The sequence below is a fragment of the Streptomyces sulfonofaciens genome (assembly GCF_014656295.1).
Lineage (GTDB): Bacteria > Actinomycetota > Actinomycetes > Streptomycetales > Streptomycetaceae > Streptomyces > Streptomyces sulfonofaciens.
The window spans coordinates 125,508-139,624 of sequence record NZ_BNCD01000021.1 but is presented as its reverse complement, the minus strand read 5'-3'; the positions used below and the strand labels follow the sequence as shown (position 1 = coordinate 139,624).

The window sequence follows — 14,117 nt, the reverse complement described above, 5'->3', positions numbered from 1 at the left end:
GAGGCGATGAAGATCGCCGAGCAGATGGAGAAGGACGGCATCGCCTCGGGGGAGCCCGCCGTCACCGTGAGCTGACCACAGGAACGGAAATCCGAGCAGGCACAGAGAGGGGGCCCGAGCATGACGATTCTGGAGGGCATCCGGGGGCCGCGCGATCTGAAGGCGCTGTCCGAGGAGGAACTCGGCGTACTGTCCGGGGAGATCCGCGAGTTCCTGGTGCAGGCGGTCGCCAGGACCGGAGGGCACCTCGGACCCAACCTGGGCGTGGTCGAGCTGACCATCGCCCTGCACAGGGTCTTCGACTCACCCGTCGACCGCATCCTGTGGGACACGGGCCACCAGAGCTACGTCCACAAACTCCTCACCGGCCGGCAGGACTTCTCCAAGCTGCGCGGCAAGGGCGGTCTGTCCGGCTACCCCTCGCGCGAGGAGTCCGAGCACGACGTCATCGAGAACAGCCACGCCTCCACCGCCCTGGGCTGGGCGGACGGTCTCGCCAAGGCGCGCGAGGTGCGCGGCGGGAGCGGCCATGTCGTCGCCGTGATCGGCGACGGCGCGCTGACCGGAGGCATGGCCTGGGAGGCGCTGAACAACATCGCCGCGGCCAAGGACCGCCCCCTGATCATCGTCGTCAACGACAACGAACGCTCCTACGCACCCACCATCGGCGGCCTCGCCCACCACCTCGCCACCCTGCGCATCACCGACGGCTACGAGAAGGTGCTGGCCTGGGGCAAGGACGTGCTGCAACGCACCCCGGTGGTGGGTCAGCCGCTCTACGACTCGCTGCACGGTGCCAAGAAGGGCTTCAAGGACGCATTCGCCCCGCAGGGCATGTTCGAGGACCTGGGCCTCAAGTACCTCGGTCCGATCGACGGCCACGACACCGCCGCCGTCGAGTCGGCGCTCAGGCGCGCCAAGCGCTTCCACGGCCCGGTCCTGGTGCACTGCCTCACCGAGAAGGGCCGCGGCTACGAACCCGCGCTCGCCGACGAGGCCGACCGCTTCCACACCGTCGGCGTCATGGACCCGCTCACCTGCGAGCCGCTGAAACCCGCCGGCGGTCCCTCCTGGACGTCGGTGTTCGGCGACGAGATCGCCCGGCTCGGTGCCGAGCGCGAGGACATCGTGGCGGTCACCGCGGCGATGCTCGACCCGGTGGGGCTCACCGAGTTCGCCGAGCGGTTCCCGGACCGGGTGTGGGACGTCGGGATCGCGGAGCAGCACGCCGCCGTCTCCGCGGCGGGCCTGGCCACCGGCGGTCTGCACCCGGTGGTGGCCGTCTACGCCACCTTCCTCAACCGTGCCTTCGACCAGCTACTGATGGACGTCGCGCTGCACAGGTGCGGTGTCACCTTCGTCCTGGACCGGGCAGGTGTCACCGGAGTCGACGGGCCCTCGCACAACGGCATGTGGGACATGTCGGTCCTCCAGGTGGTGCCCGGCCTGCGGATCGCCGCCCCGCGCGACGCCGACCAGTTGCGCGCCCTGCTGCGCGAGGCAGTCGACGTGGACGACGCCCCGACCGTGCTGAGGTTCCCGAAGGAGTCGGTGGGTCCCTCGATCGCCGCCGTCGACCGGATCGGCGGCCTCGACGTGCTGCACCGCGCGGAGCGGCCCGAGGTGCTGCTGGTCGCCGTGGGCGTGATGGCTCCGGTGTGCCTCCAGGTGGCCGAGCTGCTTCAGGCCCGGGGCCTGGGCTGCACGGTCGTCGACCCGCGGTGGGTCAAACCCGTCGACCCGGCCCTCGTCCCGCTGGCCGCCGAGCACCGCATCGTGGCCGTCGTCGAGGACAACAGCCGGGCCGCGGGCGTCGGCGCCGCGGTGGCGCTGGCGCTCGGCGACGCCGAGGTCGACGTCCCCGTGCGGCGGTTCGGCATCCCCGAGCAGTTCCTCGCGCACGCCAAGCGCGGCGAGGTGCTTGCCGACATCGGGCTCACGCCCGTCGAGATCGCCGGCCGGATCGGCGGGACACCCGCCGCCCCGGAAAGGCAGGCAGCAGGCCGGCCGGCAGCCAAGGAGAAACAGGCATGACCACCCCACCACCGGCCCACGAGACCGACGACCGCGCACCCGGGCGGACCGGCGGCGGCGAGTCGTTCGACCTCGGCAGGCTCCTCGCCGAGCGCGGCGCCGAACGCTACGACCTGCATGCCCGCTACCTCAACCACCAACTGCCGCGGATGCTCCACACCATCGGCTTCGACAAGGTCTACGAGCGGGCCGAGGGCGCGTACTTCTGGGACACCGACGGCAACGACTACCTGGACATGCTCGCCGGGTTCGGCGTGATGGGCCTGGGCCGCCACCACCCCGTCGTCCGCAAGGCCCTGCACGACGTGCTCGACGCCTCGCTCGCCGACCTGACCCGCTTCGACTGCCAGCCGCTGCCCGGGCTGCTGGCCGAGAAGCTGCTCACCCACAGCCCCCACCTGGAGCGGGTGTTCTTCGGCAACAGCGGTACGGAGGCCGTCGAGACCGCGCTGAAGTTCGCCCGCTACGCCACCGGCAGGCCCAGGGTGCTGTACTGCACGCACGCCTTCCACGGGCTCACCACGGGCTCCCTGTCGGTCAACGGCGAGAGCGGCTTCCGCGACGGGTTCGCACCCCTGCTGCCCGACACGCCGATACCGCTGGGTGATCTCGACGCACTGGCGAAGGAGCTCAGGAAGGGAGACGTCGCCGCCCTGATCGTGGAGCCGATCCAGGGCAAGGGCGTGCACGAGACACCGCCGGGCTACCTCAGGGCCGCCCAGGAGCTGCTGCACCGGCACAAGGCACTGCTCATCGCCGACGAGGTGCAGACCGGTCTCGGCCGTACCGGGGACTTCTACGCCTATCAGCACGAGGACGGCGTGGAACCGGACCTGGTGTGCGTGGCCAAGGCGCTCTCCGGCGGCTACGTGCCGGTCAGCGCCACGCTCGGCAAGGAGTGGATCTTCAGGAAGGTCTACTCGTCGATGGACCGCGTGCTGGTCCACTCGGCGAGCTTCGGGGCCAACGCCCAGGCCATGGCGGCCGGGCTCGCGGTGCTCACGGTGATGGAGGACGAGCAGGTCGTCGCGAACGCCAGGGCCACCGGTGACCTGCTGAAGTCCCGCCTCGGCGCGCTCGTCGACCGCTACGAGCTGCTCAGCGACGTGCGGGGCCGGGGCCTGATGGTCGGTATCGAGTTCGGCAGGCCCACCTCCCTGAAGCTGCGCAGCCGCTGGACGATGCTCCAGGCGGCCCGCAAGGGCCTCTTCGCCCAGATGGTCGTGGTGCCGCTGCTGCAGAGGCACCGGATCCTCACCCAGGTCTCCGGTGACCACCTGGAGGTCATCAAGCTGATCCCCCCGCTGATCGTGGGGGAGGAGGAGGTGGACCGCTTCGTGACCGCCTTCACCGCCGTGATGGACGACGCGCACAGCGGCGGCGGGCTCATGTGGGACTTCGGCAGGACGCTCGTCAAGCAGGCCATGGCCAACCGGTAGCGGTGGCGGCCGCCCGCCCGGGTGGCCGTCAGCCCTTGCCGCCGATGGTGAAGAGGAGGAAGAGGAAGGCCGCCAGGATGTGCCCGGCGCACACGTAGATCAGCACGCGCACCCAGATCCCCCGGGGGATGCGGTCCTCGATCGGGTGGGTCGGGTCGACGAGGGAGCCCGTGGCGTCCCGTTCGCGGTCAGGCATGTCCGCCTCCTGGATGTCGGCCGCCGGCCGTGTCACCGAGGCACAGCGCCTCGGCCGGGCTCTGCAGCAGTGTGTGGACGAAGAGCAGTTCCGCCCCGCCCGGGTCCGCGGCGGCCAGTCGGTGTGGTGTGAGCGAGTCGAAGTGGGCGCTGTCCCCGGGCGCCAGTACGTGCTCGGTGTCGCCGAGGCGCAGCCGCAACCGGCCCTGGAGCGCGTACAGCCACTCCTCACCCGGGTGCACCCGGACGATGTCGCCCTGGGAGCCGTGCGGGATGCGCAGGCGCAGCGCCTGCATCCCGCGACCGGGCGCGCCGGCCTGCCAGTAGGTCCAGCCCCCGGTGCGGCGCGGACCGGCCTCGGCACCGCGGACGACGGCGCCGGGCCCCGGTGCCGTCTCGCCGAGCAGCTCCGAGACGGTGGTGCCGTAGGAGCGCGCGAGGGTGAGCAGCAGGGGCAGCGAGGGCTGGCGCCGTCCGGTCTCCAGCCGTGACAGGTGGGCCGGGGAGAGACCGGCCGTCCGGGCCGCGGCCTCCAGGGTCAGGCCCGCGCGGCGGCGCAGCTCTCGCAGCCGCACCGCGACGGAGGGCATCGTCTCGTCGGCGGGACTCATACCCCTGATGGAGCCAGACGGGGTGCCTTGGAGGCAAGTTCTTTGCCTCCAAGGCAAATCCTTTGAGGGTCTCCGTAGGGCCGCGCGGTGGACTCGGGTGGACTCGGGCGGGCGGTTACCCCGCCCGGGCCCGGCCGGGCGGCTGCGCGGAGGCGGGAACGGGGGGCTCCGCCCGGGCCCGGGCCGGGGACGGGCGGGCTCGCGTGGGCAGGATCAGTCGAGCAGCTTCGCCCGGAGGCTCTCGCGCAGTTCGGGGGTGACGCCCAGACCGTCCGCGAGGTAGCGCTCCACGCTGCCCCAGTTCTTCTCCATCTCGTCGAAGGCGGCCGCCAGGTACTCGGCGCGGGCGTCGAAGAGCGGGCTGAGCAGCTCCATGACCTCGGGGGACATCGCGTCCGGCGAGGAACTGCTGCGGTGCACCTTGTAACGGCGGTGCGCGGCGTTCGACTTCAGGTAGTCCGCCTCGATCGCGTCCCGCTCCACCCCCAGTGCCAGCAGGGTCACCGCGATCGACAGACCGGCGCGGTCCTTGCCCGCCGCACAGTGCATCAGCGCGGGCACGCTGCCGTCCGCCAGGGCGCGCAGCACCCGGCCGTGGTCCTGGGTGCGGGTCCTGACGATCATGCGGTACGAGGCGAGCATCCGGCCCGCGGCCCTGCCGCCGGCCAGCAGGCCGCGCAGCTCGTCCAGGCTGCCCTCGCGGACCATCGTCCAGAACTCGGCGCCGTGCGCGGGGTCCGTCAGCGGGATGCTCACGTTGCGCACCCCGTCCAGCGGTACGTCGAGGCCCTCCAGCTCGCGGTCGGCGGCATTGCGGAAGTCGAAGATCGTGGACAGGCCCAGCGAGGCCAGGAAGCGCGCGTCGTCCTCGGTGGCATGCGCCAGGTGGCCGCTGCGGAACAACCGCCCGTACGCCACGCGCCGGCCGTCGACGGTCGGCAGCCCTCCCACGTCGCGGAAATTGCGCACACCGGACAGCTCGGGCTCGGTCGACGGGACCTGCTGCGTCACGGGTGCTCCTCCCGGTCGTACCGCCGGCGCTGCTCGCCGGCAGGGCGCGCTGCCGACGATACGGCACGGGTCCGCCACGATCGAGAGAGCCGATCTTCCCCGCCGAACGCGCAGTGGGCCACCTGGTGATGCCCGAGCGGATTCGCCTGTATGTCCGTTGATGGGGTGTCTGTGGATATCAGAGGTATTTGTCGAACTGGCCCGAGAATGGGGCTGTCTGGCCCTGACGGTCGTGAGCAGGATCATAATCGTGACGGTGGGTGGCCGGCAGCGGTGGGCCGACTCCCCACCGGTTGACGCCTGTTGGGAGCCCGGTGGAGATCATCGCGCCACGGAGCGTCACCGCGAACCGTGCGATGGATCTAGGAAACCGGTCCACACCGGCCCATCGCGGCAGATGGCCGCTTGTGGTCGCCGATCCGGTTCGCTTAGCGTCACGCTCACTCCGGGCGGACGCCGAGTCCTGCCACCGCCCGGGAACCGCACACCCACCCATGCCTGGCAGGAGCGGGGGAACCGCACGCAGTTCGCCGGTCCGGGAGTTCCGGAACGGCTAGGGGTGAAGCCGCACAGCGCGGCCGGGCATCTCCAGTCCGAACCCGACAGCTCACCTCGTAGGCGCCGGAGAGGAATGTCCCATGCCCGCGAAGGGTAAGCACCGTCGTCCCAAGTCCCAGCGTCTGACCCGCAAGCTCGCCGTCGCAGGAACCGGCAGCGCCGCGCTCGCACTGCCCCTGATGGCCGCCACCGGCGCCCACGCGGCCGCCCCGGTGGCCGCCCACACGCAGCAGGCGGACGCCAAGAAGCACGCGCACGGCACGTACACGGTCAAGCCGCACGACACCCTGTCCAAGATCGCTCACGAGAAGCACGTGCGCGGCGGCTGGAAGCACCTGTACCGCATCAACCACAAGGTCATCGGCGACGACCCGGCGCTGATCCACCCCGGCCAGAAGCTGGTGCTCGGCGGCGCGTCCGCCGCCGCGGCGGACGGCAGGGCGTCCGGTGCCAAGGCTCCCGCCGCCCAGTCCTCCGCCGGCAAGGCCACCGACGCAGCCGCCCCGAGCACCGGCTCCGGCTACACGCTGCCGGTCGAGGGCGCGACGCTGGGCACGCCGTGGCACCAGGCGGGCAGCATGTGGTCCAGCGGCTACCACACCGGTCAGGACTTCATCGTGCCGACCGGTACCTCCGTGCACGCCGTGGCCGACGGCACCGTCGTCACCGCGGGCTGGGGCGGCGCCTACGGCAACCAGGTCGTGATCAAGCACAGCGACGGCAAGTACTCCCAGTACGCGCACATGTCGGCGCTGAAGGTCACGGCGGGGCAGACGGTGAAGGAGGGGCAGGAGATCGGCATCTCCGGCGCGACGGGCAACGTGACGGGACCGCACCTGCACTTCGAGATCCGCACGACGCCCGACTACGGCTCCGACATAGACCCGGTGGCGTACTTGCGCTCGCACGGCGTCAACGTCTGACCGGCGGTCCCGGGACGTCCGGGACCGGAAGAACCCCGGGGCCCCGCGTGGTCCCCGGGTCCGCGGACTCCATGACTGCGGACTCCCCGAGCAGGGGCCCACCAGGGGACGGTGGGCCCCTGCTCTGCTCTTCGTTGCCCGTTGCCCGTTGCCCGTTGCCTGTTTGCCCCGACCGGCCGTCTGCCGTCGGCCGTGTCGCGTCCGGTGCTCGCGGGCCGCGGCCGGGGCGTACGGCACGGTGGCGCATCTCACCTGCCGTCAACCCCTGGCTACGGTCGCGTAGGTCGGGGGACGAGGCGGAGGATGATGCGACGTGGCAGAGACGTCGACATCTTTCAGACCTTCCGGTACCGGGGTGATCCGCTCCTACGCGGCCCTCGGCGACAGCTTCACCGAGGGCGTGGGGGACCCGGGACCCGGCGGCCGCTTCATCGGCTGGGCCGACCGGCTGGCGGTCATGCTCGACGAGCGTGTGCCGGGACACGGCCTTCGGTACGCCAATCTCGCCGTGCGCGGCAAGCTCCTGGACCAGATCGTCGCGGACCAGGTTCCGCGGGCCAGGGAACTCGCCCCCGACCTCGTGACCTTCTGCGCGGGCGGCAACGACATCATCCGCCCCGGCACCGACCCGGACGACGTCGCCGAGCGCTTCGAGAAGGCCGTCGCCGAGCTGGCCTCCGCGGTCGGCACGGTCATGGTGACCACCGGGTTCGACACCCGGGGCGTGCCCGTCCTGCGCCGGCTGCGCGGCAAGATCGCCACCTACAACGGCCATGTCCGCGCCATAGCCGACCGGTACGGATGCCCCGTCCTCGACCTGTGGTCGTTCAAGTCCGTCCAGGACCGGCGGGCCTGGGTCGACGACCGGCTGCACCTGTCGACCGAGGGCCATGTCCGGGTGGCGCTGCGGGCGGGCCAGATCCTCGGCCTGGAGGTGCCGGGCGACCCGGACCGGCCCTGGCCCCCGCAGCCGCCGCGCGGCGTCATCGAACTGCGCCGCGACGACCTCCACTGGGCGCGCGAGTACCTGGTGCCGTGGATAGGGCGCCGCCTGCGCGGCGAGTCGTCGGGAGACCACGCGAGGGCGAAGCGGCCGGACCTGCTGCCGCTTCCGTAGGCGACCTGCGGGGCGGTACCGGACGGGGACGGCGCGGGCGCGGACGACGGCTGCGCGGTCCCGGACGACGGCCCGGGACAGAGGGGCGGCGGCGGGCGGCGGAGGGTATGCGGACACGCGACGGGCGAGCGGGGCGGGCGCGCAGCGGGACGGCGGCGTGCGCCGCGGGCGCTCGGGTGGCGGCCTGCGCCGGACCGGGGCCGGGCGCACGGGGCCGGCGGCACGGGCCCGGCCCCGGTCCGGCGGCTCAGCGCCTGGCGGCCGCGGCCGTGAGCGCCGTGCGGTCCAGGTCCAGCTCCCTGGCGAGGGCCTCGTCCGCCCACTGGCGCACCCGCGCCTGCGACAGCGCGCCGCCGTAGGCCGTCACCTGCACGGCGAGACCGTCCAGCAGGGCCGTCAGCCGCTGCGCGGCGATCGTGGGGTCCGGGCAGCGGAACTCGCCCGCCGCCACGCCCTGGGCGATCACCTCCGTCAGGGCGGCCTTCCACTGCCGGTCCAGGTCCCGGGCCACGGCCCGCAGGGCGGGCTCGCGCAGCGCCGCCGCCCACGCCTCGATCCACAGCCGCCAGCCATCGGCGGGCCGGATCGGCGCGTACCAGCGCACCGCTGCCCGCAGCCGCCGCACCGCGGTGGTGCGCCGCCGCATCAGCCTGCCGAGCCGTTCCAGGTCCCGCTCCGCCGCGTGCGCGAACGCCGCGGCGACCAGCTTCTCCTTGGTCGAGAAGTGGTACAGCACGAGTGCGTTGCTGACACCGAGGGCCGCGGCGATGTCACCGATGCGCACGGAGTCCACCCCGCGCGCCTCGATCTGCTCCACGGTGGCGCACAGCAGCTCCTGGCGCCGCTCCGCCACACTCAACCGCTCTCTCGCCACCCGGTCACCCTAGTTGCTTGGCGGTGACCCCAGGTAGCCGAGCCCGCGCCCCCGCCGCCCCGGGTCGGGACGGGCGGGAACCGCGGGGCGGGACCTGGCCCGGGGAGCGCGGGGTCGGGACCGCGGTCATCCGGCGGTGCCCCGCCCGGAGCCCGCGGACGGGCCGCCGCCCGCGGCTGCGCCTGCGCCCGCGGCGCGGTCCCGCAGGTCGCAGGTGTCCTTGAAGCCCTGGCTGGTCAGCCCGAGCGCCGCGTTCGTCCGCGAGCGCAGGTTCTCCACCGCGACCATCGCCGTGAGCTCGACGAACGCCGGCTCGCCGAGCCGCCCGCGCAGCCGGTCCGCCAGCTCGTCCGTCACCTGCGGCGGCGTGGCGCTCACGGCCTCCGCGTAGGCCATGACGTCGCGCTCCAGCGGCGAGTACGCCTCGCTGTCCCGCCACACCGGCACCGAGCGAAGCTTCTCGGGAGCAATTCCCCTGCCGTGGCCGACCCAGTACCCGAAGTCCATGCACCAGGAGCAGCCGATCGCCGCCGCCGACGCCATCTCCGCGAGCGTCTTGAGGTCCGGATCGAGCCTGTTCCACTTCCCGAGGGACTGCTCGAAACGGAGCTGGCTCCAGAGCACCCGCGGGTTGTGCGCCATGGCCTTGCCGGGGTCGAGGACCTTTCCGTAGGCGCGCCGCGAGTACCACTCCATGATGCGGAAGAAGACGGTGCGGCGCGGAGTGAGCGATATGCGGGCCATGAAGGTCCACCTCCTGGGCATACGGTGCGTTGTCACCGTTACGACGGACCTGGCCGCCGTGGATGTGACATCCGCCGGGACGGTGCGGCGTCCGCCGGGACGCGGGCCGGACATCCACCGCCCCCGGGTGTCCGCTCACCCGGCACAGGAACCTCCGCACCGAGGCGCTGTCACCCGAGCAACACATAATGGAAGTACCGCTGCCGTGCGGACGCCGCAGGCGACGAGCGGCGGCGCACAGGAGGTCCGCAATGGACGAGTTCCCCCCGAGGGCCGTTCCGATCGATCAGGAGGCGCTGTGACCGGTTCCCGTTCCCTGAGCTCCGGGCTACGCGCGCTGAGGCCCGCCGCCTTCGGCGCGGATCCGGCCGGTTCCCGGCTCGAGCGCATCCGCAGCTCGCCCAACTTCGCGGACGGCTCGTTCCGCAATCCCGTCGGAGCGCGGACCCGCCCCTCCGCTTCGGTCCTGGAGCTGGCGCGTACCTATGTCGACAAGGAGAAGCGGTCCCGCCGCGCGCCCCGCGGCCCGGTGCCCGTGCACGACGGCACGGCCGCCGCCCTCGCCGCCCCGCCGGTGTCGGGCCTGCGGCTGACGTGGATGGGCCACTCCAGCGTTCTCGCCGAGATCGACGGAGGCCGGGTGCTCTTCGACCCGGTCTGGGGCGATCGCTGCTCACCGTTCTCGTTCATCGGCCCCAAACGGCTGCACCCGGTGCCGCTGCCGCTGGCCGCGCTGGGCCCGGTGGACGCCGTGGTGATCTCGCACGACCACTACGACCACCTGGACCTGCCCACAATAAAGGCGCTGGCCGGCACCGGCACGGTCTTCGCGGTGCCGCTCGGGGTGGGTGCGCACCTGGAGCGCTGGGGGGTGCCCGAGGACCGGCTGCGGGAACTGGACTGGCAGGAGTCCACCAAGGTCGCGGGCCTGACGCTCACCGCCACCCCGGCCCGGCACTTCTGCGGCCGCGGCCTGCGCAACCAGCAGCACGCCCTCTGGGCGTCGTGGACCGTCGTGGGCGACGAGCACCGGATCTACCACAGCGGCGACACGGGCTACTTCCCCGGCTTCAGGGACATCGGCGCCGAACAGGGCCCCTTCGACGCCACCATGATCCAGATCGGCGCCTACAGCGAGTTCTGGCCCGACATCCACATGACGCCGCAGGAGGGGATGCAGGCGCACCTCGACCTCCAGGGCGGCCACCCGGCCGGTGTCATGCTGCCGATCCACTGGGGCACCTTCAATCTGGCGCCGCACCCGTGGGCCGAGCCGGGCGAGGGCACGCTCGCGGCGGCGCGTGCGGCCGGCGCACGTGCGGCGCTGCCGCGGCCGGGTGAGCCCTTCGAGCCCACTGCCGCGGGGCTGCCGTCCGAGCCCTGGTGGCGGAAGGTCGCCAAGGCGCCGGAAGGCGGCTGGCCCACCACCGAGGGCGCCCCGGACCGGGCGGGCAGCCCGACCGAGGGCACCGGCGAGCCGGAGGCGGCCCCGGCCGTCGGCTGAGCGGAGGCGGATCCCGGTCCGCTCCCGCGGACCGGACCGGAAGCGGACCCCGGCCCGGGTCCGCGGCGCGGCCGGGAACCCGGGTCTGCGGGGGCGGCGCCAGGAGCCGGTCCGCGGTGCGGTTGCGCGGCATGGTCCGCGGTGCGGTTGCGAGGCATGCTGCCCGGTGTGGGGAGCGGGGCTCGGCACGGGGTGCGGTAGTGAGGACTGGCCCGCGGCGGGGCTGCGGGTCCCGGCCTGCACGACCCGGGCTGCGGGTCCCGGCCCGTACGACCTGGGCCGCGGACCGGGCGGGTGTGCGCCTTCGGGGCGCAGGCGTGCGCCTCCCGGGGTGGGGAGGCACGCATTTCGAGGCCCTTGTCGACCTGTGTTGCCTCTGATGCGCAGGATGCCGCCGTTTTCGATGATGCCTTCGATACGGGCATCGGCCTGATGTACGAGGACTCATACCACAGGGGGGCGTTATGCACCGGACTTCGTGAACAGTGCGCCATGGGAGCGGCACATCCAACTACCGTGAGTGGTCGCCGGATTGCGCAGGGTCGCACAGCGTGCCTGCCTGCCGGCACAGACGGCGCAGTACGCCCGCACTGCGCCGTGCGAGCACCGATGCTCCGCCACCGCCGACCTGGCGTGGACCACTCACAGAAGGACCGCGATGCCGCACGTTCCCGCCCCGGCCCGACCCGCCGACCGCCGTGAGGGCGGCGGCAGGCACGGCAGGCCCGGTTGGCGCGCCGGAAGGCCGCCCCTGGCCATACGCGCCCGCCTGCTCTGCCTCGCCGTGCTGCCGGCCACTGCCGTCGCGCTCGGCGGCCTTCTCGTCGCCCTGGCCGCCGCCCGTGCCACAGGGAGCGGCGGCGCACTCCGGGGCGTGCTCATCGGGGCGGCCGCCGTGACCCTGGCCGCGCCGGCCGTCGCAGCGGTGGCCGCGCACCGGGTGGCGGCGGCCCTCACCGGCCGTATCGTCGCGCTGCGCCGGGTCACCGCGCGCGGCCAGGCCGAGCTGCACGAGCTGGTCGAGTCGCTGCGGCACGGCGCTTCCCCGTCCGCTCCCGCGCCGTCCGGGACGGCCCTGCCGGGCCGCTCGATCGACGAGCTCGACCGGCTGGCCGGGGAACTGGATCGCGCACACGGCGCCGCCCTCGCCGCCGTGCTGCGGGCCGCCCGGACTGCCCGCACCGCGGGGGGCGGCCCCGGCACCAACGGCGCGGACGGAGCACCGGCCGACCGCGGTACGAGGGCCCTGCCCGGCGCGGTCGGCGGCAGGGCGCCGGTGGCCGCCGACGCGGCGCAGCTCGCGCACACCGTCGACGTCTCCGTCCACCTGGCCCGGCGCATGCAGTCCCTCCTGCACCGGGAGATCTCGGTCCTCGACACCCTGGAGCACGACATCGAGGACCCCGACCTGCTCGGCGGCCTCTTCCAGGTGGACCACCTGGCCACGCGGATGCGGCGGCACGCCGAGAACCTCGCCGTGCTCGGCGGCGCCGCTCCCCGCCGCCGGTGGAGCAGGCCGGTGCCCGTCGTCGAGGTGCTGCGCTCGGCCGTGGCGGAGGTCGAACAGTACCCGCGGGTCATGCTGGTACCGCCGACGGACGGCTCGGTGCGCGGTCACGCCGTCGCCGACGTGGCCCACCTGCTCGCCGAACTCGTCGAGAACGCCACGGTGTTCTCCGCGCCCGGCACCCCCGTCCTGCTGCGCGTCGCCGCCGTCACCGCCGGCCTCGCCATCGAGGTGGAGGACCGCGGCCTCGGCATGCCCGCTCCCGAGCAGGTCAGGATGAACCTGCTGCTCTCCGACCCCGTACGTGCCGACGCGACCCGGCTGCTGCGCAGCGGACGCACCGGCCTCTACGTGGTCTCCAGGCTGGCCCGCAGGCACGGCATCTCGGTCCGCCTGCAGAGCAACATCTACGGCGGTATCCAGGCCGTCCTGGTCCTGCCGTGCGCCCTCCTGGGCACGGAGTCACCCCGGGCGGCCGGGCCCAGGGCCGTCCAGGACCCGCTGACGGCCGCGCCGGCCGCGCCGGCCGTCACCGGTGGCGGCACGGGCACGTCCGGGCCCGGCCCCCGGCGTGGCGGGGCCGGGCAGGGCGGAGCAGGGCAGGCGGATGCCGACCGGGCCGCGCACACGCGTACCGGCGTTCCGGCGGCGGACGACACCGCGCGCGAACACGGCGCCGAGGCATCCGCACCGCTGCACGGCGCAGCGCCGTCACAGGGACCGGCGCGCGGGGGCTCGGGAACGGCGGCGCGTCCCCGCGCCACGTCCGAGGCCGTGTCGACGTCCGGGGTTGCGGCTACGTCCGGGGTTCCGTCGGCGTCCGGGGCCGTGTCGACGTTCGGGGTTGCGGCTACGTCCGGGGTTGCGTCGGCGTCCGGGGCTGCGGCCGCGCGCGCGGCTGTGTCGGCGTCCGGGGCTGCGGCTGCGTTCGCGGCCACCTGCGCGGCTGTGTCGACGTCCGAGGCTGCGTCCGCGTCTCTGTCCGCACCCGTACCCGTATCGCCGTCCACGCCGGTGTCCGGGTCCGCACCCGCACCCGTATCGCCTTCCACGCCGGAGTCCGGGGCCGTGCCCGCGTCCGGGTCTACACGCGGGTCCCTGCCCGCGTCCGTGCCCGCGCCCGCCCCTGCGCCCGCATGCGTGTACGGAGCCGCGCCCGGGCACCGGCCGGGGCCTGTTCCGAGGTCGGCCGGGCCTGTGCCGGGGCCGGAGGAGGGCGCGCAGGGGCCCGTCGGGTGGCAGCAGGGTCCCGTGCCGCCGGCGCCGACCGCACCGCCGCCGGCGCCCGCACGGGGGCCGGCGGTCCCCGCCTCCGGCCCGGCCGGAGGGGGGACCACGGGCGAGAGCCGCCCCGGCCACCCGCGGTTGCCCCGGCGCCGAGCCCAGGAGCACCTGGCACCGCAGTTGCGGAGCGGGCCGTCCGATCGGTCGGCCACCGTGGGCGGTACCGGGCCCAACCCGGAGCTGATGGCCGCCTTCCGGCGGGGCATCGGCCTCGGCACGGCGCGCAGGGAGGCCGGCCGGCCCTCCGGCGCGCGGTCGGACGGGGCCTGACGGCCCGTCCACCCCCTTTCCCGCACCGCGGTCAGCGAGCCCCCTG

The 14,117-nt window shown here is 73.8% G+C and carries 11 protein-coding genes and 1 riboswitch; of the genes, 6 read left to right on the top strand and 5 right to left on the bottom strand.

Going from position 1 to position 14,117, the window contains the following annotated elements; genetic code table 11:
* Positions 1–120: 120 nt before the first annotated feature.
* Together dxs and IE313_RS27940 are read left to right on the top strand one after the other, a co-directional pair.
* Positions 121–2,034: a 1-deoxy-D-xylulose-5-phosphate synthase gene (dxs, locus tag IE313_RS27945; protein WP_229925015.1), complete on the top strand. Its 1,914-nt coding sequence runs from the start codon at positions 121–123 to the stop codon at positions 2,032–2,034.
* A complete protein-coding gene (locus IE313_RS27940; protein WP_189937036.1) occupies positions 2,031–3,473 on the top strand; it encodes an aspartate aminotransferase family protein in 1,443 nt (480 codons plus the stop codon). The genes dxs and IE313_RS27940 overlap by 4 nt, the downstream gene beginning before the upstream one ends.
* A 28-nt stretch (positions 3,474–3,501) precedes the next feature.
* On the opposite strand, the gene IE313_RS27935 is transcribed toward IE313_RS27940, so the two are convergent.
* From IE313_RS27935 to IE313_RS27925, 3 genes are all read right to left on the bottom strand, one after another.
* Complete coding sequence (locus IE313_RS27935; RefSeq protein WP_189937034.1) at positions 3,502–3,669, bottom strand: DUF6126 family protein; 168 nt, start codon at positions 3,667–3,669, stop codon at positions 3,502–3,504.
* Complete coding sequence (locus IE313_RS27930) at positions 3,662–4,279, bottom strand: helix-turn-helix domain-containing protein (protein ID WP_189937032.1); 618 nt, start codon at positions 4,277–4,279, stop codon at positions 3,662–3,664. Before IE313_RS27930 ends, IE313_RS27935 begins: the two co-directional genes overlap by 8 nt.
* Before the next feature lie 213 nt (positions 4,280–4,492).
* Positions 4,493–5,290, bottom strand: coding sequence for a tyrosine-protein phosphatase (locus IE313_RS27925; RefSeq protein ID WP_189937031.1), 798 nt, complete (start codon positions 5,288–5,290; stop codon positions 4,493–4,495).
* A gap of 479 nt (positions 5,291–5,769) precedes the next feature.
* Positions 5,770–5,926: riboswitch (cyclic di-AMP (ydaO/yuaA leader) on the top strand.
* A 2-nt stretch (positions 5,927–5,928) separates the two neighbouring features.
* Here IE313_RS27925 and IE313_RS27920 point away from each other — a divergent pair.
* Positions 5,929–6,771, top strand: a complete 843-nt coding sequence (locus IE313_RS27920) for a M23 family metallopeptidase (RefSeq protein WP_189937030.1) — start codon at positions 5,929–5,931, stop codon at positions 6,769–6,771.
* Between the two features lie 313 nt (positions 6,772–7,084).
* Complete coding sequence (locus IE313_RS27915) at positions 7,085–7,888, top strand: SGNH/GDSL hydrolase family protein (protein ID WP_229925014.1); 804 nt, start codon at positions 7,085–7,087, stop codon at positions 7,886–7,888.
* Positions 7,889–8,135: 247 nt separating this feature from the next.
* Here the strand turns inward: IE313_RS27915 and IE313_RS27910 are convergent, their stop codons facing one another.
* Complete coding sequence (locus tag IE313_RS27910; protein ID WP_189937028.1) at positions 8,136–8,762, bottom strand: TetR/AcrR family transcriptional regulator; 627 nt, start codon at positions 8,760–8,762, stop codon at positions 8,136–8,138.
* A gap of 126 nt (positions 8,763–8,888) precedes the next feature.
* Positions 8,889–9,506 carry a carboxymuconolactone decarboxylase family protein gene (locus IE313_RS27905; protein WP_189937027.1) on the bottom strand — a complete coding sequence of 206 codons (618 nt, stop codon included), beginning with the start codon at positions 9,504–9,506 and terminating at the stop codon, positions 8,889–8,891.
* Positions 9,507–9,804: 298 nt separating this feature from the next.
* Between IE313_RS27905 and IE313_RS27900 the strand changes: the two genes are divergently transcribed.
* Positions 9,805–11,010 (top strand): MBL fold metallo-hydrolase, encoded by a 1,206-nt coding sequence (locus IE313_RS27900; RefSeq protein WP_189937025.1) that lies wholly within the window; start codon positions 9,805–9,807, stop codon positions 11,008–11,010.
* Between the two features lie 658 nt (positions 11,011–11,668).
* Positions 11,669–14,071: a sensor histidine kinase gene (locus IE313_RS35620; protein ID WP_229925013.1), complete on the top strand. Its 2,403-nt coding sequence runs from the start codon at positions 11,669–11,671 to the stop codon at positions 14,069–14,071.
* Positions 14,072–14,117: the final 46 nt, after the last annotated feature.

Bases quoted from the DNA above. Each gene is read 5' to 3' on its own strand.
- IE313_RS35620 (WP_229925013.1), top strand. From the start codon at position 11,669: ATGCCGCACGTTCCCGCCCCGGCCCGACCCGCCGACCGCCGTGAGGGC.
- IE313_RS27930 (WP_189937032.1), bottom strand. From the start codon at position 4,279: ATGAGTCCCGCCGACGAGACGATGCCCTCCGTCGCGGTGCGGCTGCGA.
- IE313_RS27935 (WP_189937034.1), bottom strand. From the start codon at position 3,669: ATGCCTGACCGCGAACGGGACGCCACGGGCTCCCTCGTCGACCCGACC.
- IE313_RS27940 (WP_189937036.1), top strand. From the start codon at position 2,031: ATGACCACCCCACCACCGGCCCACGAGACCGACGACCGCGCACCCGGG.
- dxs (WP_229925015.1), top strand. From the start codon at position 121: ATGACGATTCTGGAGGGCATCCGGGGGCCGCGCGATCTGAAGGCGCTG.
- IE313_RS27920 (WP_189937030.1), top strand. From the start codon at position 5,929: ATGCCCGCGAAGGGTAAGCACCGTCGTCCCAAGTCCCAGCGTCTGACC.
- IE313_RS27905 (WP_189937027.1), bottom strand. From the start codon at position 9,506: ATGGCCCGCATATCGCTCACTCCGCGCCGCACCGTCTTCTTCCGCATC.